This window comes from Ruegeria sp. S84 (assembly GCF_056583445.1).
This window is the reverse complement of record NZ_CM152618.1, coordinates 1,492,962-1,511,841: the sequence shown is the minus strand read 5'-3', so window position 1 is coordinate 1,511,841 and position 18,880 is coordinate 1,492,962. Positions and strand designations below refer to the sequence as shown.

Genomic DNA, 18,880 nt, shown 5'->3' with positions numbered 1-18,880 from the left:
TCCGGGGAGAAGCCTGGGGAAAACCCACGGTAAAACCGGGTATAAGCTGGGGATAACGCCATGCCTTTGGAAATGAACCGCGAAGTCTTTATCACCTGTGCCGTCACCGGCTCGGGCGGGACACAGGATCGCAGCCCACATGTGCCGCGTTCGCCGAAGCAGATTGCCGATAGTGCAATTGCTGCAGCGAAAGCCGGTGCGGCCGTGGTGCACTGCCATGTGCGCGACCCCGAGACCGGTGCGCCTTCACGCGATCTGGCGCTGTACCGTGAAGTCACGGACCGCATTCGCGATGCCGAAGTAGACGCGGTTCTGAACCTGACGGCGGGCATGGGCGGAGACATCGTGTTCGGCGGGATCGAAAATCCGCTGCCTTTGGCAGAGGCCGGAACAGATTTGGTCGGCGCGACTGAACGTGTTGCTCATGTAGCGGAGTGCTTGCCTGAAATCTGTACTCTGGATTGTGGCACGATGAACTTTGCCGAGGCCGATTATGTGATGACCAATACGCCCGGCGCCTTGCGGGCGATGGGGCAGATGATGACCGATCTGGGTGTGAAGCCCGAGATCGAGGCCTTCGACACCGGCCATCTGTGGTTCGCCAAGCAGCTGGTGAAAGAGGGTGTTCTGGAACCGAACGCTCTGGTCCAGCTATGTATGGGGGTGCCGTGGGGGGCTCCGGATGATCTCAACACCTTTATGGCGATGGTGAACAATGTGCCGGAGGACTGGACGTTCAGCGCGTTTTCGCTGGGGCGCAATGAGATGGCGTATGTCGCGGCCTCGGTTCTGGCGGGCGGTAATGTGCGCGTCGGGCTGGAGGACAACCTGTGGCTGGAAAAGGGTGTTCTGGCCGAAAACTGGCAGTTGGTCGAGCGTGCAGGCAGCATCATCGAAAACATGGGCGCGCGGGTGATCGGGCCGCAGGAAGTGCGTGAGAAGCTGGGGCTTACCAAGCGGGCTCCGGTTGCGAAGTAGTCGCGGATTGGGGGCCAGCCCCCAAACCCCCGAGATATTTTTGGCCAGATGAAGAGGCGGATCGTGGGCAAAGAACAGCAAGCAAAAACAGCAGCAATCATCGGAGGCGGAGTGATTGGTGGCGGGTGGGCTGCCCGGTTCCTGCTGAACGGACGGAATGTTCGGGTATACGATCCCGACCCTGAAGCCGAGAGGAAGATCGGTGAGGTGTTAGATAACGCGCGTCGTTCTTTGCCGGGGTTGAGCGATGTACCTCTGCCGCCCGAAGGGACGCTGAGCTTTCATGACGATCTCGGTGAGGCAGTTCAGGGTGCGATCTGGATTCAGGAGAGCGTACCGGAAAGGCTCGATCTGAAGCTGAAGGTTTACAAGAGCTTGCAGGGGGTTTGTGATCCAGATGCAATCATCGGGTCCTCGACCAGCGGGTTCAAGCCCTCGGAGTTGCAGGAAGGCGCTTTGCGACCCGAGCAGATCGTGGTGACCCACCCGTTCAACCCGGTCTACCTGTTGCCACTGATCGAACTGGTTCCGACCGACAAGAATTCACCTGACTTGATCGCGCGGGCCAAAGATCTTTTGGCCTCGGTGGGGTTCTTCCCGCTGCACATCAAGAAGGAAATCGACGCGCATATTGCTGACCGGTTCCTCGAGGCGGTGTGGCGCGAGGCGCTTTGGCTGGTGAAAGACGGCATCGCAACGACCGAAGAGATCGATGAATCCATCCGCATGGGTTTTGGTATCCGTTGGGCTCAGATGGGACTGTTCGAAACCTATCGCGTGGCCGGTGGAGAGGCCGGGATGCGGCATTTCATGGCTCAGTTCGGCCCGGCGCTGAAATGGCCCTGGACCAAGCTCATGGACGTGCCTGAGTTCACTGATGAGTTGGTCGACATGATTGCGGATCAGTCGGATGCGCAGTCTGGCAAGCGCTCGATCCGCGAGTTGGAGCGTATCCGGGACAATAACCTCGTTGGTATGATGCGGGCGCTGAAGGCCCAGAACTATGGTGCAGGGGCGGTATTGAACCAGCATGATGCGGCCTTGAAGCCCGGAGCGCTGCCGACGCTGGACGAGGCGGATCTGAGCCAGCCGATCCTCACGCTGTCGCGCGCCGTTCCGCTGGATTGGACCGACTACAATGGCCACATGAATGAAGCTAAATATCTGGAGGCCTTTGCAGCGGCCACGGATCGTTTCATGGAAATCATTGGCTGCGATATGGAGTATATCGCGACAGGCGGCAGCTATTTCACTGCCGAAAATCACATCCGTTACATGCAGGAGACCCATGCGGGGTCGCGGATCGAATGCCGTACGCAGATGCTGTTAGGGCAGGGCAAGAAGCTGCATGTCTTCCACAGCATGTACGAGGGTGAAACGCTGCTGGCCACAGGCGAAAGCTTTCTTCTGCATGTCAGCCTTGAGACCCGACGCCCCAGCCCACCTTCACCCGAGATCGAGGCCGCGATGGCACGGGTTGCCGAGGCGCAGGCCGGGTTGCCTTATCCCGAAGGCGCGGGCGCGGCGATCCGCAAGCCCGCATGAGCAGCCGGGTCTTGATTACCGCAGGCGCCTCTGGCGTCGGCAGGGCCATGGCTGAAGCGTTTGATGCTGCCGGGGCTCAGGTCTGGGTTGCGGATGTTGATGCGGATGCGTTGGCGGATTGCCCGGCGCATTGGAAGCAAAGCCAGCTTGATGTGTCGGATGAGGATGCTGTCGCGGCTGCGTTTACTGACCTTGAGACCGAATGGGACGGGCTTGATGTGCTCTGTGCGAATGCGGGGATAGCGGGTCCCACCGCAGCAGTTGAGGACGTTTCCCTGACGGATTGGAGGTCATGCCTTTCCATCAATTTAGAGGGGTCATTTTTGTGCTCTAAATACGCTGCACCTCTGATGAAACAGCAGCGCAGCGGGGCGATCTTGATCACTTCATCGACTGCAGGCCAGTACGGATACCCCAACCGCGCGCCGTACGCGGCGGCCAAGTGGGGCATGGTGGGATTGGGCAAGACGCTGGCGATGGAGCTTGGGCCGCACGGTATCCGCTGCAATGTGATCTGCCCGGGTTCGGTTGAAGGACCACGCATGGAGGGCGTGTTACAGCGCGAGGCCGATGCCAAGGGCATGACCCGGGATCAGGTTTACGACGGCTATGCCTCGGGCACGTCCATGGGCCGCTTTGTAGAGGCGCAGGACATAGCGAACATGGCTGTATTCCTGGCTTCAGATGCAGCGAGGCTGGTGTCGGGTCAGGTAATCGCGGTGGATGGCCATACGGTCAATCCTGACCCGAAACTGTGAATCAGCCCTGATTTGGCCCCCGAATCTGGCGGATGGCGCTGCGGACGGCTTGCCAGTCCTGCGCCTCCTGCTGATTTCCGGCGGCTTCACATTCGCGCATTTTCTGCGCAGCTTCGGCTTCGGCCCGATCGCCATGGGCCGTATAAAGGGCACGTGCGTATTCAGCGGTTTTGAGTGCGTCCATTCCCGTCATCCTCCATCTCAGATCGGAATGTCTGTAGTTTCGCGCCAAGTGACTATACTACAGCTTTCAGCCCAGGTCATGTCTGAGAGATTTCTGAGCGCAATTGCTGCAGATGGTCCGGGAAATCACGCGCGGTCATATCCGCCTCTCGAACCAGCCGGTCGAAATGGAGCGTAAAGACCTCAATCCGGTCGCGGTCTCGGAAAGCCATGTAGTGGCTTCCGGCATAGAACACGCAAAGAAGTGGGCCGAATATCGTGACGGGGGCAGAGTAAAGACGTTTTGCATCAAATAGATAGATGCGCAGACGTGGATAAAGCTGCTCGCACACCGACAGCAGGTGATCGATCTGATCCAACCGGACCTGAAGCGGTAGTCCCTCGTAGTAACCGGTGGCATAGGCAAAGCTGTGAAGCTCGTACAACGGCATGGCAATCTCATAATCGGACTGGGCGCTGCGCATCCATGCCAGCCGGTCTGCCGAGGCGCCAATGGCTTGATCTGCAGTACGGCCGAGATGCGGAGCGTATTCCCATTCAAGCACGGCGCGGGTCTTGAGCATGTCGGGCAGGGTAGCCGGAACGTAGCGTATCTTGTAGCCGGCGGCCTCTTGATGCCATTCAAAAATGCGCTCATCAACCAATGCCCGGGCGGCCTCGGTTAGGGTGAGGGAACTGGCCAATAGTTCTGCCGCGCTTTCGGGTCGGTTGGAAAGCCCAAGAAGCCAGTCGGCGGAAACCCCGAGCGCCGAGGCGCAGCTACCGACCACATGCGCATTGGGCAGGCGCGCGCCCGCACCGGTCAGCAACTGCGAAACGGTCGATCGGTCAACACCGATGTCGCGTGCCAGGGCGCTTTGGCTGACATCTCGATCCTGCATTGCTCGGGCCAGGCGCTGGCGAAAATGCAGGGCACGATCCCGTTTGTCGATTTTATCAATCATGTGGTGATTAATATCGCCTTTGGTGAGAATTGTTAATCATATTCAGAATTCACGACCCTTGGCTCTGTCTGTAACGCTGGTGTTACAAAAATAAGAATGGGGTCTGGAATGGAAACGCGACGCAGGTCGGTCGTGAAGGCGCTGGTGTGGAATGCGATGGGGCTGGCGATGATGACGCTGGTTGGTTTGATCGCCACGGGTTCAGCAGCACTTGGAGGGATGGTTGCGCTGGTCAATACAGCCATTGGTCTGACCATGTATGTAATTTACGAGCGTATCTGGGCCGGAATCACGTGGGGCCGCAATGGCTGAGCCGATCACACCCAAATCACCTGAATGGGCGACATTTGCCCTGATCATCGCGTGCTATTTAGCCTGGATTGGTGCGATTTTCTGGTTGGCAGGCATATCGCTTTGGCTTGCGATCCCGTTCATGGGGCTGGTGGCTGCGCTGCATTCCTCGCTGACCCATGAGGCTTTGCACGGGCATCCCTTTCGCCAGAAGTGGCTGAATGAGGCGCTGATGGCGATGCCGCTGACTTTGTTCATTCCCTACAATCGGTTTCGAGACCTGCATCTGGCGCATCACTGTGACGCGAACCTAACCGATCCCTATGATGACCCTGAGACCAACTATCTCGACCCGCAGGTCTGGGCGTCTCTGTCCGGTTGGCAGAGGCGGATGTATCAAGTGAACAACACTCTGCTGGGGCGGATGGTTCTGGGGCCTGCAATTGGGCAGGTTGCGTTCTTGCGAGATGAACTGCGTGGTGCACTTCGCGGAGATCGGGCGATTTTGTTGGCATGGGCGCTGCATATGCCCGGCGTTGTCGCGACTCTTTGGATCGTCTCGCTTTCGCAAATGCCGATCTGGGCCTTCGCCCTTTCAGCATATATCGGGCTGGGACTGGTCAAGATCCGCACATTCCTGGAACACCGCGCGCATGAGAAATCGCGCGCGCGCACAGTGATCGTAGAAGACCGTGGCATCCTTGCATTTCTGTTTTTGAACAATAACTTGCACGTCGTTCATCACATGAATCCATCAGCGCCGTGGTACCGATTACCTGCTCTCTATCGTACCGGCAAGGAAAGATACTTGGCCTGTAACGAGGCTTATGTCTACCGTTCGTACGGGCAGATATTCCGAGAGTATTTCTGGCGCGCCAAGGATCCGGTGGCGCATCCGCTCTGGCCAAAGCCTTGATTTAACGACAGAAGGGAAGCCATGAGTTTATGGATTCCCGTCACCATCGCGGCCGCGTCGTTCCAGACGGTGCGGTTTATGCTGCAGAAATCCCTGAGCAGCGTGAAGCTTTCGGCTGCCGGGGCGACATTTGCACGATTCGCCTATTCCATGCCATTGGCCTTGCTGGGGCTTTTCATTGCTTTGGGCGCGACAGGGTACGAACTGCCAGCGCTGACGGCGAAGTTCTGGATATTTGCTGTCATCGGCGGGACCACACAGATATTGGCCACGATCTGCGTTGTGGCATTGTTCAAGCAGCGCAACTTTGCGGTAGGGATTACGTTCAAGAAAACTGAGGTGATTCAAACCGCTATTGTGGGGTTCCTTGTCCTCGGCGATCAGGTCTCTACCGGGGCGCTGGGGGCAATTCTGCTTGGGTTGCTGGCCGTCCTGTTATTGTCAAAAACGCCCGGAGGCAGCGGCGCTTGGTGGCAACATCTGACAAACAAAGCCTCGCGTCTTGGACTGGGGTCAGGCGTGTTATTCGCATTCTCCTCGGTCAGCTATCGCGGCGCCTCTTTGCAATTGGGCGACATCGATGCGTGGTTCCGGGCACTTGTGACACTTGCCGTCGTGGTAACGTTTCAGTTTCTCAGCATGTGGCTGTGGCTGCTTTGGCGAGACAGGGCCGAGCTGCGCGCGGTGTGGGAGACTCGCCGGACCGGTGTTTTTGTCGGCCTGACCAGCCTCTGTGGTTCGTTTTGCTGGTTCTTCGCCTTCACGTTGCAGAACGCAGCCTATGTGAAGGCCTTGGGTCAGATCGAACTGATCCTCAGCCTGATCGCATCGCTGCTGTTTTTCCGTGAAACCATCACCCGGCGCGAGATCGCCGGGATGACGTTGCTTGGCTTGTCGATACTGGCGCTTGTGCTGACAATCTAGCCTGCGCGACGCTCATCAAAGCTGAGGGCGATAAAGCTGGGGAGGTGATCCCCCATGCCTACAACTGCTGGCCCGCCATCGTCGCGACGTCCACGACCACGGGTTTTGGGCTCTCGCTCTTTGCGGCTCTCGCTCTTTTTGTTGTCCGACGCTTTGGCCTTCTTCTCTGGCTTTGGCGCCTCGGGCTTGGGTTCATCGGCCTTGACCGGATTGTCGATGCGCGGAATGTCCTTCTGGATCAGGCTCTCGATCGCGGCCAGCGCCTTTTCATCGCGGCCCGAGCAGATCGTGATTGCCTTGCCTTCGCGCCCGGCACGGCCCGTGCGGCCGATGCGGTGGACATAATCTTCGGCATGGCCGGGAACATCGAAGTTGAACACGTGGCTGACCGAGGGGATATCCAGACCCCGTGCAGCAACGTCCGAAGCCACCAGCAGCCGCAGTGATCCATCGCGGAATCCGTCGAGTGTTTTCATCCGCTGCGACTGATCCAGATCGCCATGGATCGCGGCGGCGTTATAGCCGTATTTCTTCAGCGACTTGGCGCAGATATCTACATCGGTCTTGCGATTGCAGAAGATGATGGCGTTGGTGCATTTGTCACCCTCGGCATCGATCAATGCGCGCAGGGTTTTGCGTTTCTGGCTGGCCTCACGATCCCGGCGACCACCTTTGAACATCACCACGCCTTGTTCGATGGTTTCCGAAGCGGTGGCCTGACGCGCAACTTCGACCCGGGTGGGGGCCGACAGGAAAGTATCGGTGATCCGTTCGATCTCGGGCGCCATGGTGGCTGAGAAGAACAGCGTCTGGCGGGTGAATGGCGTCAGCGAGAAGATGCGCTCGATATCAGGAATGAAACCCATGTCGAGCATCCGGTCAGCTTCGTCCACCACCATGATCTGAACGCCTGTCAGAAGCAGCTTCCCGCGTTCGAAATGATCCAGCAGACGGCCCGGAGTGGCAATCAGCACGTCAACACCGCGGTCAATCAGAGCATCCTGTTCCTTAAAGGAAACGCCACCGATCAACAGTGCTTTGGTCAGCTTGAGGTGCTTGGCGTAGGTATCGAAATTCTCGGCCACCTGCGCTGCCAGTTCCCGCGTCGGGCACAAGACCAGCGAGCGTGGCATGCGTGCGCGGGCGCGCCCACGGGCCAGCAATGTGATCATCGGCAGGGTGAAGCTGGCGGTTTTGCCGGTGCCGGTTTGGGCGATCCCCAGAACATCGCGCCCTTCCAGCGCAGCTGGAATTGCGCCTTCCTGGATCGGGGTCGGAGTTTCGTATCCGGCTTCCTCAATTGCTTTGAGGACCTTCGGGTTCAGGTTCAGTTCGTTAAACTTTGTCATGTATGTCCGGTTCAAGCGGACACTAGACCTGGCCCGCGCGTCTGAAAATGCCGGGCCCGGATGGCCATGCGCCCCATGCGCGTTTCGGCTGTGGCGCGGGCATAACAAAAACGTGGGGCATGGTCAAATGAAGTCGGTTTAATCCGTGGCAAATCTGCCGGTAACAAGGATTTCCGCAACAATTCAGATGGTTCCGGGAAAGTGTTTCGCGACTTTTTGGTCCAGATCAAGCGGCCGGTGACGGATCATGTCGTTATCCTCAAGCCGTTCCAGCACTTCCGGGTCAGCAGCGCTGATTTCATCGTAAAATTCCCGCAGGCCATCGAGCCCGTATTCGGTTTCCAGAAGGGTGATCAATTCGTACCTGTCTAGCGCACCGATCTTTCGCGGGCGATCCGGGCTGGCCTGGTACGAGCCGCGTTCGAGGCGGAAACGATAATGCGCCAGCCAATGCTCCCAATCCGGGGCGTGGCGATGACACAGATCGATCTGAGGAAGCTCGGTCCTGACCGGCAGAAACTCACCGTTCTGATAGAGGTTATGTATGCGGTCGCTCAGCTTTTTCAGGCCTTTACGCACAAACAGCTTCCCCTGAATGTGGCTCATGAAACCGGCCAGAACGTAAGTGCCGAAATTGGGATAGAGCGCTTCGACCAGGGCTTGTCGATTCTGACCTTCGGGAATGAACGCTTTGTAGAGGTCCTGGCCACCCGCCAGCGCCTCAATCGGGCGGACGCGGACGGCGGGGATGTCATCGGGGATGTCGCGCAGCAGGTCGGGGATCGGGGACATCGGCCACAGAAACTCATCGACATCGATATGTGCGACCCAGTCCAGATCAGTCCTGTTGTAGATCAAATTCGCATTCGAGGATTGGCGAACCTGATGTTTGTCCGGCCTCTCACGCCTGCGACGCTTCCAGAATGCCGCATCGCAGGTACGCACCCGGATCCGGGGATGCTCGCGCAGGGCTGAGATGTCCCCCTGGACCGGCTCGTCCAGAAAGATGTGAATCCGGTCCGCGCCGATATCGAGGTGGTGGGCGGCAAAGCGCAAAATATCCTCACGCGGGGCGCGGATCGTTGACACAATCCCCCATGTGGTCACTTCTGGATTGCCTGCAGAATCCGTCAGGTCATCATTTCCTTCGTCGCGGTCAGGCTCAGCTCGGGATAATCGCGGACGACCCGGTCGATGTCCCACTGCAGCCGCGTCAGATAGACGATATCTCCATCGTGATCATGGGCAATATGCTGCTTGTTGGCGTTGACGAATTTGTCGATCTCATCCTTGTTGCCACTGACCCAACGGGCCGAGGTGAACTGAGACGCCTCAAACCGCACAGGCAGGCCGTATTCCATCTCAATCCGGCTGGCGAGCACCTCGAATTGCAGCGCACCGACGACGCCTACGATGAATCCTGACCCGATTGAGGGTTTGAAAACCTTCGCGGCACCTTCCTCGGCAAACTGCATCAGGGCCTTTTCCAGATGCTTGGCCTTCAATGGGTCACCCGCGCGCACCGTTTGCAGCAATTCCGGTGCGAAGGAGGGGATGCCGGTCACCCGGATCGCCTCACCTTCGGTCAGCGTGTCACCGATGCGCAACTGACCGTGGTTGGGAATGCCGATGATATCACCGGCCCAGGCTTCCTCGGCCAGTTCACGATCAGAGGCGAGGAACAGCACGGGGTTCGATATTGCCATCGGTTTCTTCGATCGCACATGCGTTAGCTTCATGCCGCGTTTGAAATGGCCCGAGGCCATGCGGACAAACGCCACCCGGTCGCGGTGTTTGGGATCCATATTGGCCTGCACCTTGAACACGAAACCGGCGACCTTCTTTTCATCGGGCGCGATCTGACGGGGCTCAGCCGACTGAACCTGCGGCTGCGGACCATAGGCGCCGATACCCTCCATCAGTTCCTTGACGCCAAACGAGTTGATGGCCGAACCAAACCAGATCGGCGTCATGTGCCCCTCAAGCACCGCCTGAGGGTCGAGCTTGGGCAGCAATTCGCGCGCCATCTCAACCTCTTCCAGCAGCTTGTCGAGCAATTCAACGGGCACATGCTCGGCCAGCTTAGGGTCATCCAGACCATTGATTTGGATGCTTTCGGCCACCTTGTTGCGGTCGGCGCGGTCCATCAGCTCAAGCCGGTCGCGCAGCATGTCGTAGCAGCCGATGAAATCGCGACCCACACCGATAGGCCACGCGGCTGGCGTGACGTCGATCGCCAGCATTTCCTGAATTTCGTCGATGATCTCGAACGTATCCCGGCTTTCGCGGTCCATCTTGTTACAGAAGGTCAGGATCGGCAGATCGCGCAGGCGGCAGACCTCGAACAGTTTCTGCGTCTGGCTTTCCACACCTTTCGCACCGTCAATGACCATGACGGCGGCGTCTACGGCCGTCAGGGTGCGATAGGTGTCTTCGGAGAAATCCGAGTGGCCGGGTGTGTCCACCAGATTGAACCGGAAGTTCCCATAGTCGAACGACATGGCCGAGGCTGAGACCGAAATACCACGATCTTTCTCCATCTGCATAAAGTCCGACCGCGTCCGCCGTGCCTCACCCTTGGCCCGTACCTGTCCAGCCATCTGGATCGCGCCGCCGTACAGCAGAAACTTTTCCGTTAGCGTCGTCTTGCCCGCATCCGGGTGCGAGATGATAGCGAAGGTCCGGCGACGAGCGATCTCGGGCGGCAGGGTGGGTTGGTTCGAAGTATCAAGCATAAGCGCGCGTATAGGCGGGGAATCCGACTGAGGCAAGACAAAGGGGGTGGTTCGAATCATGTGGCTGTGGCAATAAGAACATATAGTGAACAAAAATGGAGTGGACCAATGAATTTGAAAGAAATCGCAGACGAACTGGTTGCTGGATGCCGCGAGAACCGGGCCAAGGAAAACCTCGAGAAGCTTTATGCCTCGGATGCTGTTTCTGTTGAGGGACAGGATTTTGCGGGCATGGGGCGCGAGACGCACGGATTGGAAGCTATTCTTGGCAAGCACGAATGGTGGGAAGGCGCACATGAAGTATCGGGCGCGTCCGTCAGTGGCCCGTACCCGCATGGTGACGACCGCTTTGCCGTGATCTTTGAAGTGCAGGGCAAGGTGAAAGAAACCGGTGAGAGCTTTGATATGCGTGAGGTCGGTGTCTATCACGTCGCCGATGGCAAGATCGTGCGTGAAGAGTTCTTTTATTAATCCGCAAGATCCCATTCTGGTCTTCTTTGCCGGGCCGATGTTAGATGTGTGCCGAAGATAGGGAGGGCCAGAATGGACTTGGGAATTCGCGGAAAACGTGCGCTGGTTTGTGCCAGCAGCAAAGGCTTGGGATTGGGCTGTGCCGAGGCGTTGGCCGAAGCCGGCGTTGATCTTGTGATGAACGCGCGCGGAGCCGAAACGTTGGAGGCCGAAGCCACGCGTTTGCGATCATCATATGGCATTGCCGTGCAGACAGTGGCTTGTGATGTTACCACACCAGAGGGTCAGACCGAGGTGATAAGTGCCGCGCAGGGCACTGATATCCTTGTCACAAACGCGGGTGGCCCTCCGCCCGGCATGTGGTCGGACTGGGAGCGTGATGATTTCATTAAAGCACTGGATGCCAATATGCTGACACCCATAGCTTTCATGAAGGCTCTGCTGCCGGGCATGATGGATAAGGGCTGGGGTCGCGTGGTGAATATCACCTCGCAGTCGGTACGCGCGCCGATTGCGGTGCTGGGCCTGTCGAATGCGGCGCGAACTGGATTAACCGGCTATGTTGCGGGCACATCGCGCCAGGTGGCACCACATGGCGTGACGATCAATAATCTGCTGCCAGGTATCCACGCCACCGACCGCGCGAACGCGCTGGATGGCGGGGTGTCAGAGCAGAAAGGTATTTCGATGGCCGAGGCACGGGCTGAACGCGCTGCAACCATCCCAGCGAGACGCTATGGCACGAGGGAAGAGTTTGGGGCGACCTGCGCGTTTCTATGCTCGCAACACGCCGGGTTCATTGTCGGGCAGAACATTTTGCTGGACGGTGGTGGCACCAATCTGACGATGTAGGTATGGCACAGAACTTTTCTCTGAAAGATCAGTTGTTCAACGCGGAAAAGGTAAGCTTTCTTGCGGGCTTGTTCGCCAAGGCTGATTCCGATTTCAAGGAAGAAGCATTCGCGGCGAAAGTGATGTCGCGTTTGCCCGAGCTTGAACTGAAAGAGCGTATGGCGTGGATTGCAGAGTGTCTGCAAGAATCGGTGCCTGGCGATTTGCCGGCAGTGGCACCGGTCATTCTGCGGGCGCTGCCGCCTCCGCTGGACCCCGCCAAAAGTGATGACGACTTCGGAGACTTTATCTTTGCGCCCTTGGGTGATTGGGTTTGTGCAATCGGCCTGGATCATCCCGCTTTGGCGCTGGATGTATTCGAAGAGCTGACCCAGAGATTTTCGATGGAATGGGCGATCCGCCCGTACCTCAATCACCACTCCGAACTGGTCATGGCGCGGATGCAGGGCTGGTGCACCCATCCCAGCTATCACGTGCGTCGTCTGGTCAGCGAGGGCACGCGGCCGCGTTTACCGTGGGGGCAGGCCGTTGGCTTGGCAATGTCAGACCCATTGCCGTTATTGGACCGGTTGCACGGGGATCGGACGCGCTATGTGACGCGCTCGGTCGCCAATCATCTGAATGATATCACCAAGAAAGACCCCGATCTGGTGCTGGAACGTCTGCGTAGCTGGGGCGAAACAGGGCGGCAGGACAAGGACGAGCTGAACTGGATGACATCTCATGCATTACGAGGCCTTGTGAAATCTGGGCATCCCATGGCGATGAAGGTGCTTGGATACGATCCCGATGCAGATATTGCGGTTGAGATTCAGGTAAACGGTCCGGCCCGGATTGGTGAAGCGCTGGAGTTTGAAACCCGCCTGAGCGGCGCAGAAGATCAGCCAGTCTTGGTCGACTATATCGTTCATTTCCAACGGCCTGGCGGAAAGATCTCACCCAAGGTTCACAAGTTGAAACAGGCCGCGCTTACAGGTGGACAGTTGACACTTAGAAAGCGGCACAAGCTGAAGGGCAATGCAACAACGTTCAAGTTGGTTCCTGGGCCGCATCGGTTGGAGATTCAAGTGAACGGCCGCGTGCACGCAGGCGTGGATTTCGACCTGCTCGCTTGAGCCCTGTCACGGTTTCGTCAGATCGGGCGCTGGTGGATTGCGTGGTGTGGATTGCTGCACTAGCTGCAAAAGACCAGTGACAAAAGGATTGCCCCGATGAAGCACGAGGCTGTGCAGAACTACTATGGTGAGGTGTTGCAAGGCAGCGCGGATTTGCAAACAAATGCCTGCTGTACTCCGGATGATATGCCGGATCACTTCAAGAAAATTCTGTCGCAAATTCATGATGATGTGCTGACACGTTACTATGGATGCGGGCTGATTGCTCCGTTGGATCTGGAGGGAATGCGTATCCTGGATCTGGGCTGTGGTGCGGGGCGCGATGTGTATGCTTTATCCGCGATGGTCGGTGAAAAGGGCCGTGTTGTCGGCGTTGACATGACGCCTGAGCAGCTCGACGTGGCGCGCGCGCATCAGGACCATCACGCGAAGGCATTCGGACATTCGGCCAGCAATGTCGAGTTTCACCACGGCTATATCGAAAAGCTGGATGAGCTGGACCTCGAACCGGGATCGTTCGATATCATCGTCTCAAACTGCGTGATTAATCTGGCGACCGACAAGGCTGCTGTGCTGCGTGGTACGCATCGGCTGCTAAAAGAGGGCGGAGAGATGTATTTCTCGGACGTCTACGCCGATCGCCGGGTGCCCAAGGCGATGGCCGAGGATGAGATCCTGTATGGCGAATGCCTGTCGGGTGCGCTCTATTGGAACGATTTTCTGTCGATGTCGCGTGCGGTCGGGTTCAGCGATCCCCGTCGGTTGACGCATCGGCCTTTGACCATCGAGAACCCAATTCTGGAAGAACGGGTCGCACCGCTGAGCTTTATTTCGGCCACCTACCGTCTGTTCAAGCTGCCGGAGTTGGAACCTGCATGCGAGGATTACGGTCAGGCTGTGATCTACAAGGGCACAGTGCCGCGTGCGCCGCATGAATTTGTGCTGGATGACCACCATACGATCGAGGCCGGCAAAGTATTCCCGGTCTGTGGCAACACGTGGATGATGCTGCAAGACACCCGTTTTGCACGACATTTCGAGTTTATCGGCGATTTCTCGACCCATTACGGGATTTTCGAAGGCTGCGGCGGGGATAGCCCGTTTGTTGTACAGGGCGAAGCTGCCTCGACCGGGTGCTGCTGATCCCTTGCGCCTGATGGGCGGGGTTGTTATCCCCGCCTAAGCCCGATGGAATTGATCGGGAAAGGCAATGGGGTCCATCGGTGACAGTGACGACAACTCCTCCTCGATTGGAAATCCGCAATCTGATTGCGCGCTTTGGCGGGCGGACGGTCGTGGATGATGTATCGTTGACCGTGCACGCGGGGCAGGTGACTTGCCTGCTGGGGCCTTCGGGCTGCGGAAAGTCGACCACCTTGCGGATGATCGCGGGGGTCGAAATGCAGACCTCAGGCGAGATTTATGTAGATGGCAAGCTGATCTGTGACACGGTGTTCCGAGTACCGCCCGAACGGCGCGAGATTGGGCTGATGTTTCAGGATTTTGCGCTGTTTCCGCATCTCAGCGTGGCGGATAACGTCGCGTTCGGCCTGAAAGGCAGCAAAGAGCAGAAACGCGCGCGGGTCGAGGAACTGCTGACCAAGGTCGATCTGATGCGGTTCATCGATGGATTTCCGCATCAGTTATCTGGGGGTGAGCAGCAGCGGGTTGCTCTGGCGCGTGCGTTGGCCCCACGTCCGCGGATCATGCTGATGGATGAGCCGTTCTCGGGCCTCGATAACCGTCTGCGCGACGGCATTCGGGACGAAACGCTCGCAGTCCTCAAAGAAGAGGACGCTGCTGTTCTATTGGTCACGCATGAGCCGGACGAGGCGATGCGAATGGCTGATGAAATCGCGCTGATGCGGCGCGGCAAGATTGTGCAGCAGGGGGCGCCATACAATGTCTATACCCGGCCTGCAGACAAGGCAGCAGTTTCGTTTTTTAGTGATATCAATGTGTTGAAGGCCCAAGTTAATGGTGCGTTGGCGCATACTCCGTTTGGCCGTTTTCTTGCGCCCGGTGTGCCGGACGCGACCGATGTTGAAATCGTGTTTCGACCCCAGCACGTCAAGCTGGACTTCGACCGCAATGGCAAAGGGCCTGCGCCGACGCCGACAGACGGCATTGCCGCCCGAGGCGTGGTTGAGCGTGCTCGGTTTTTGGGAAATGAAAGCCTTGTCGAGTTTCGCATGGACTATGATGGCTCGATCCTGAAGGCGACGGTTCCGAACGTCTTTGTGCCCAAAGAGGGCCGTGTCATGTGGCTGACCATTCGCCGCGACCGGTGTTTTGTATTCCCGGCCTGACGCTCAAATCCTGCATTTTCATCCAAGTGGTGCGTGAAAGCCTCAGATTGCGCATGTGCATTGCTTGTCGCAGCGCTGAGGCGGGTCTATCAAGGGCAAAACGAGGGGTGGACCGGGCATGCGAATTCTTCTGACCAATGATGACGGCATCAATGCGCCGGGACTGATTGTGCTTGAAGCGATCGCGGCTGAACTGGCCGGTCCCGATGGCGAGGTCTGGGTCGTCGCGCCTGCCTTTGAGCAGTCAGGCGTGGGCCATTGCATTAGCTATACCCACCCAATGATGGTCGCCAAACTAGGCGAGCGCCGCTATGCCGCCGAAGGGTCTCCGGCGGATTGCGTTTTGGCCGGTTTGCACGACGTGATGAAGGACGCCCCGCCCGATCTGGTGTTGTCAGGGGTAAACCGGGGCAACAACTCGGCTGAAAACACGCTGTATTCGGGTACTATCGGCGGCGCGATGGAGGCGGCGTTGCAAGGTGTGCCCGCGATTGCCTTGTCTCAGTATTTCGGGCCGCGCAATCTGGGGCTGGACGATCCGTTTGAGGCGGCTGCCAAATTTGGGGCCGATCTGGTGCGCCGCATTCTTGATGCGACACCCGAGCAGCAGGGCGACTATCGTCTGTTCTATAATGTGAATTTCCCTCCGGTTCCCGCAGATGAGGTGCTGGGTACGCGCGTGGCCCCGCAGGGGTACCGACGCGATACACATTTCTCTGTCGAGCCGCACAGCTCGCCCTCGGGTCGCCGGTTCCTTTGGATTAAGGGCGGGTATCAGCATAATCCGACCGCTCCGGGCACGGATGCGGCGGTCAATCTGGAAGGGTATATCTCGGTCACTCCGATGCGCGCTGATCTGACAGCATATGACACGCTCGAGGCGCTAAAGGTCATCGAATGACTGGGCCAAGCGCAGAAACCATAATGCAGTTCCTGTTTGCCCTGCGCTCGCGCGGGGTAACGGATGCACGTGTGCTGGCGGCGATGGAGCAGGTTGACCGGGGGCAGTTTGTCAAAGGCCTTTTCGCGGACCGGGCCTATGAGGACACTCCGCTACCGATTGCCTGTGGACAGACCATCAGCCAGCCTTCGGTTGTGGGGCTGATGACGCAGGCGCTGCAGGTGCGTCCGCGTGATACGGTTCTAGAGGTCGGCACCGGCTCGGGCTATCAGGCGGCGATCCTGTCCAAGCTGGCGCGCCGGGTCTACACGGTTGAGCGGCACAAGAGGCTGGTGCGCGAAACGGGAGAACTGTTCCGTGAGCTGGGGCTGACGAATGTGACCGCGATGCTGTCGGATGGATCATTTGGACTGTCCGAGCAGGCCCCGTTCGACCGTATCATTGTGACCGCTGCTGCCGAAGATCCTCCGGGGCCGCTCTTGGCGCAGTTGAAAATCGGCGGTATCATGGTGTTACCCGTGGGCCAGTCGGACGCGGTGCAGACCCTAATCCGGGTCACGCGCACTGAAACCGGTCTGGACTATGACGAATTGTTGCCGGTCCGTTTTGTGCCCTTGCTTGAGGGGCTGGGAAAAGACGGAGCGTAAAGGTATATTAGAGGCGCCAGAACCCCGGAGAACAGGGGCAGGTGTTGAGGACAGTAAAATGAGAGCAGTTTCCAAATCAGCAATGCGCCGCTATGCGACAGGTGTTGCCGCACTGGCAATTCTGGCCGGGTGTGAAGGGCCATATGACTATGACCTGCGCGGCAATGTCGGCGGGTTCTCCACTGCAGATGCCGCCCTTGCAGCGACCGCCAACCGCCCGACGCCGGATGCGCGTGGCGTGATCACCTATCCGAACTATCAGGTCGCGGTAGCCCGCCGTGGGGATACAGTTGGCGATGTCGCCACCCGGATCGGCATGCCGGTGGCCGAATTGGCCCGGTTTAACGGATTGCAGCCAAATGACAGCCTGCGTGACGGTGAAGTTCTGGCCTTGCCGCGCTCGGTCGGTGGGACGAGCAATGTTGATATTGCGACCATTGCCGGAACCGCGATTGACGAGGCACCGGACACAGGATCTGTTCATACATCGACATTGGAGCCCGCGCAACCTGCTGCGGCTCCGGCACCGGTTGCTACGGGGCCTGAGCCGATCCGGCACAAGGTCAAGCGGGGTGAGACAGCCTATACAATTTCGCGCCTCTATCAGGTGCCTGTGGAGTCTCTGGCAGAATGGAACGGTTTGGGACCAGACTTTATGGTGCGCGAAGACCAGTACCTGTTGATCCCGGTCAAGAATCAACCGGCACCTCGGGCAGCAGCGCCGGCCGCCACGGCAACTGCGGTAACCCAACCGGGCGAAGGCTCACCAACTCCTACGCCGCCGAGCGCGACGCAGCCATTGCCGGATGAGAAAGTTGCCGCGGCAACGCCTGCGCCGGATATCACAGCCGAGGCCCCGACCAATTCGGGAAGCTCGGCGCTGGCAAGCCCGGTGAGCGGCACCATCATTCGGACCTACAAGAAGGGTAAGAATGAGGGGATAGATATCGCCGCAGCGCCAGGCGCGTCGGTCAGTGCGGCCGAGGCAGGCACGGTCGCCGCGATCACCGCGGATGCGGATCAGGTTCCGATCATCGTTGTGAAACACAACAATGACTTGCTGACTGTTTATGCCAATGTCGACAATATCACCATCAAGAAAGGTGATCGGGTGCGACGGGGACAAAAGATCGCCTCGCTGCGCGGAGGCGACAATGCATATGTGCACTTCGAAGTGCGCAAAGGGTTCGAGTCGGTTGATCCCGAGCCTTACCTGAAGTGACCGAAATGGCCCGTTCCGGGCCATGCCTCCGGCGGAGGTATTTGGGGCCAGATGAAGGACGGATCACGCATTGGGATCGTAGTCGCTGAGCCTTTTACCCGGTTCGTCGGTAAAGAGTTCCGGTAGAGGCGTGACGTTTTCTATCAGGTCGATGCGGAAGACGCGGAAGTCGTTGCGCAGTTCGCACCAGGCAGTCAGTGTCCAGACACGGCCCCAGTATTCCATATGTAGCGGTCGGATAGTGCGATCGGTCAGCGCGCCGTCAATGCGGCGGTAGCTGAGCTGCAATTTCTGGCGCGATTTGATCGCGGCGCGGATCGGGGCCATATGTGCCATTCCGCGTACGACATCAGCGAAGGGATAGACCGCGAATTTCCAGCTGTCGGCCTCGGCAATGACCTGCGTGGGCAGGACGGCGTCGATTTTCTCGGCTAGAGATTCTGCGGCGGATTTAAGATCGGGATCGGCGGCCTCGGCAACGATCGCCATGCCGAGGTTCAGAGCCTCAAGCTCGGCGGGTGTCAGGTTTAGCGGGGGCAGCGTGATCTGTTCACGCACCATGTAACCTACGCCGCGTTCGCCTTCTACAGGTACGCCCGAGGCCAGCAACGTGTCCATATCGCGATAGATCGTACGGACCGACACCTCAAGTCGGTCCGCGATGTCCTGCGCGCGGTGCAAGTTACCATCGCGCAGGATCTGTATGATGTCGAACAGGCGGTCAGTGCGGCGCATGACAC

The 18,880-nt window shown here is 58.4% G+C and carries 20 protein-coding genes; 14 read left to right on the top strand and 6 right to left on the bottom strand.

The features are described from left to right. Positions 1 to 60: 60 nt before the first annotated feature. The 3 genes from bcoG to AC1DFB_RS07615 all read left to right on the top strand — a co-directional run bounded on the left by bcoG (position 61) and on the right by AC1DFB_RS07615 (position 3,281). Positions 61 to 978 (top strand): 3-dehydrocarnitine:acetyl-CoA trimethylamine transferase BcoG, encoded by a 918-nt coding sequence (gene bcoG, locus AC1DFB_RS07625; RefSeq protein ID WP_480922442.1) that lies wholly within the window; start codon positions 61 to 63, stop codon positions 976 to 978. Between the two features lie 63 nt (positions 979 to 1,041). Continuing rightward, complete coding sequence (locus AC1DFB_RS07620) at positions 1,042 to 2,523, top strand: carnitine 3-dehydrogenase (RefSeq protein WP_480922441.1); 1,482 nt, start codon at positions 1,042 to 1,044, stop codon at positions 2,521 to 2,523. Then, the gene (locus AC1DFB_RS07615; RefSeq protein WP_170396769.1) at positions 2,520 to 3,281 is read left to right on the top strand and encodes an SDR family oxidoreductase; all 762 of its coding nucleotides are present in this window, start codon (positions 2,520 to 2,522) and stop codon (positions 3,279 to 3,281) included. The genes AC1DFB_RS07620 and AC1DFB_RS07615 overlap by 4 nt, the downstream gene beginning before the upstream one ends. A 1-nt stretch (position 3,282) precedes the next feature. On the opposite strand, the gene AC1DFB_RS07610 is transcribed toward AC1DFB_RS07615, so the two are convergent. Both AC1DFB_RS07610 and AC1DFB_RS07605 read right to left on the bottom strand, forming a co-directional pair. After that, positions 3,283 to 3,465: a hypothetical protein gene (locus AC1DFB_RS07610; RefSeq protein WP_170396771.1), complete on the bottom strand. Its 183-nt coding sequence runs from the start codon at positions 3,463 to 3,465 to the stop codon at positions 3,283 to 3,285. Positions 3,466 to 3,541: 76 nt separating this feature from the next. Further along, entirely contained in the window at positions 3,542 to 4,408 is an 867-nt protein-coding gene (locus AC1DFB_RS07605; RefSeq protein ID WP_170732373.1) for a helix-turn-helix domain-containing protein, read from the bottom strand. Between the two features lie 108 nt (positions 4,409 to 4,516). On the opposite strand from AC1DFB_RS07605, the gene AC1DFB_RS07600 reads away from it, so the two are divergent. The 3 genes from AC1DFB_RS07600 to AC1DFB_RS07590 are packed head-to-tail and all read left to right on the top strand — an operon-like array spanning position 4,517 to position 6,539. Beyond that, positions 4,517 to 4,720 carry a DUF2061 domain-containing protein gene (locus tag AC1DFB_RS07600; protein ID WP_170396775.1) on the top strand — a complete coding sequence of 68 codons (204 nt, stop codon included), beginning with the start codon at positions 4,517 to 4,519 and terminating at the stop codon, positions 4,718 to 4,720. Further along, on the top strand, positions 4,713 to 5,615 hold the full coding sequence (locus tag AC1DFB_RS07595; RefSeq protein WP_480922440.1) for a fatty acid desaturase: 903 nt from the start codon (positions 4,713 to 4,715) through the stop codon (positions 5,613 to 5,615). Before AC1DFB_RS07600 ends, AC1DFB_RS07595 begins: the two co-directional genes overlap by 8 nt. A 21-nt stretch (positions 5,616 to 5,636) precedes the next feature. Further along, a complete protein-coding gene (locus tag AC1DFB_RS07590; protein ID WP_480762538.1) occupies positions 5,637 to 6,539 on the top strand; it encodes an EamA family transporter in 903 nt (300 codons plus the stop codon). On the opposite strand, the gene AC1DFB_RS07585 is transcribed toward AC1DFB_RS07590, so the two are convergent. From AC1DFB_RS07585 to AC1DFB_RS07575, 3 genes are all read right to left on the bottom strand, one after another. Continuing rightward, a complete protein-coding gene (locus AC1DFB_RS07585; protein WP_170396782.1) occupies positions 6,536 to 7,888 on the bottom strand; it encodes a DEAD/DEAH box helicase in 1,353 nt (450 codons plus the stop codon). The two genes, AC1DFB_RS07590 and AC1DFB_RS07585, sit on opposite strands and share 4 nt — an antisense overlap. 183 nt (positions 7,889 to 8,071) lie before the next feature. Beyond that, positions 8,072 to 8,977: a glycosyltransferase family 2 protein gene (locus AC1DFB_RS07580; protein ID WP_480569980.1), complete on the bottom strand. Its 906-nt coding sequence runs from the start codon at positions 8,975 to 8,977 to the stop codon at positions 8,072 to 8,074. Between the two features lie 41 nt (positions 8,978 to 9,018). Next, positions 9,019 to 10,623, bottom strand: coding sequence for a peptide chain release factor 3 (locus AC1DFB_RS07575; protein WP_480922439.1), 1,605 nt, complete (start codon positions 10,621 to 10,623; stop codon positions 9,019 to 9,021). A 108-nt stretch (positions 10,624 to 10,731) separates the two neighbouring features. On the opposite strand from AC1DFB_RS07575, the gene AC1DFB_RS07570 reads away from it, so the two are divergent. The 8 genes from AC1DFB_RS07570 (at position 10,732) to AC1DFB_RS07535 (ending at position 18,140) form a co-directional block, all read left to right on the top strand. Beyond that, positions 10,732 to 11,094, top strand: a complete 363-nt coding sequence (locus tag AC1DFB_RS07570) for a SnoaL-like domain-containing protein (RefSeq protein ID WP_480922438.1) — start codon at positions 10,732 to 10,734, stop codon at positions 11,092 to 11,094. Between the two features lie 72 nt (positions 11,095 to 11,166). Next, positions 11,167 to 11,946 carry an SDR family oxidoreductase gene (locus tag AC1DFB_RS07565; RefSeq protein WP_480922437.1) on the top strand — a complete coding sequence of 260 codons (780 nt, stop codon included), beginning with the start codon at positions 11,167 to 11,169 and terminating at the stop codon, positions 11,944 to 11,946. Positions 11,947 to 11,948: 2 nt separating this feature from the next. Next, the gene (locus AC1DFB_RS07560) at positions 11,949 to 13,061 is read left to right on the top strand and encodes a hypothetical protein (RefSeq protein WP_480922436.1); all 1,113 of its coding nucleotides are present in this window, start codon (positions 11,949 to 11,951) and stop codon (positions 13,059 to 13,061) included. A gap of 96 nt (positions 13,062 to 13,157) precedes the next feature. Beyond that, positions 13,158 to 14,204 (top strand): methyltransferase domain-containing protein, encoded by a 1,047-nt coding sequence (locus AC1DFB_RS07555; RefSeq protein ID WP_480922435.1) that lies wholly within the window; start codon positions 13,158 to 13,160, stop codon positions 14,202 to 14,204. Between the two features lie 80 nt (positions 14,205 to 14,284). Then, the gene (locus AC1DFB_RS07550) at positions 14,285 to 15,370 is read left to right on the top strand and encodes an ABC transporter ATP-binding protein (protein WP_170396795.1); all 1,086 of its coding nucleotides are present in this window, start codon (positions 14,285 to 14,287) and stop codon (positions 15,368 to 15,370) included. Between the two features lie 118 nt (positions 15,371 to 15,488). Then, a complete protein-coding gene (surE, locus tag AC1DFB_RS07545) occupies positions 15,489 to 16,271 on the top strand; it encodes a 5'/3'-nucleotidase SurE (RefSeq protein ID WP_170406170.1) in 783 nt (260 codons plus the stop codon). Continuing rightward, on the top strand, positions 16,268 to 16,918 hold the full coding sequence (locus AC1DFB_RS07540) for a protein-L-isoaspartate(D-aspartate) O-methyltransferase (RefSeq protein WP_170509978.1): 651 nt from the start codon (positions 16,268 to 16,270) through the stop codon (positions 16,916 to 16,918). The genes surE and AC1DFB_RS07540 overlap by 4 nt, the downstream gene beginning before the upstream one ends. 58 nt (positions 16,919 to 16,976) lie before the next feature. Then, the gene (locus AC1DFB_RS07535) at positions 16,977 to 18,140 is read left to right on the top strand and encodes a peptidoglycan DD-metalloendopeptidase family protein (protein WP_480922434.1); all 1,164 of its coding nucleotides are present in this window, start codon (positions 16,977 to 16,979) and stop codon (positions 18,138 to 18,140) included. A 63-nt stretch (positions 18,141 to 18,203) separates the two neighbouring features. Here the strand turns inward: AC1DFB_RS07535 and AC1DFB_RS07530 are convergent, their stop codons facing one another. Continuing rightward, the gene (locus tag AC1DFB_RS07530; RefSeq protein ID WP_480922433.1) at positions 18,204 to 18,875 is read right to left on the bottom strand and encodes a helix-turn-helix transcriptional regulator; all 672 of its coding nucleotides are present in this window, start codon (positions 18,873 to 18,875) and stop codon (positions 18,204 to 18,206) included. Positions 18,876 to 18,880: the final 5 nt, after the last annotated feature.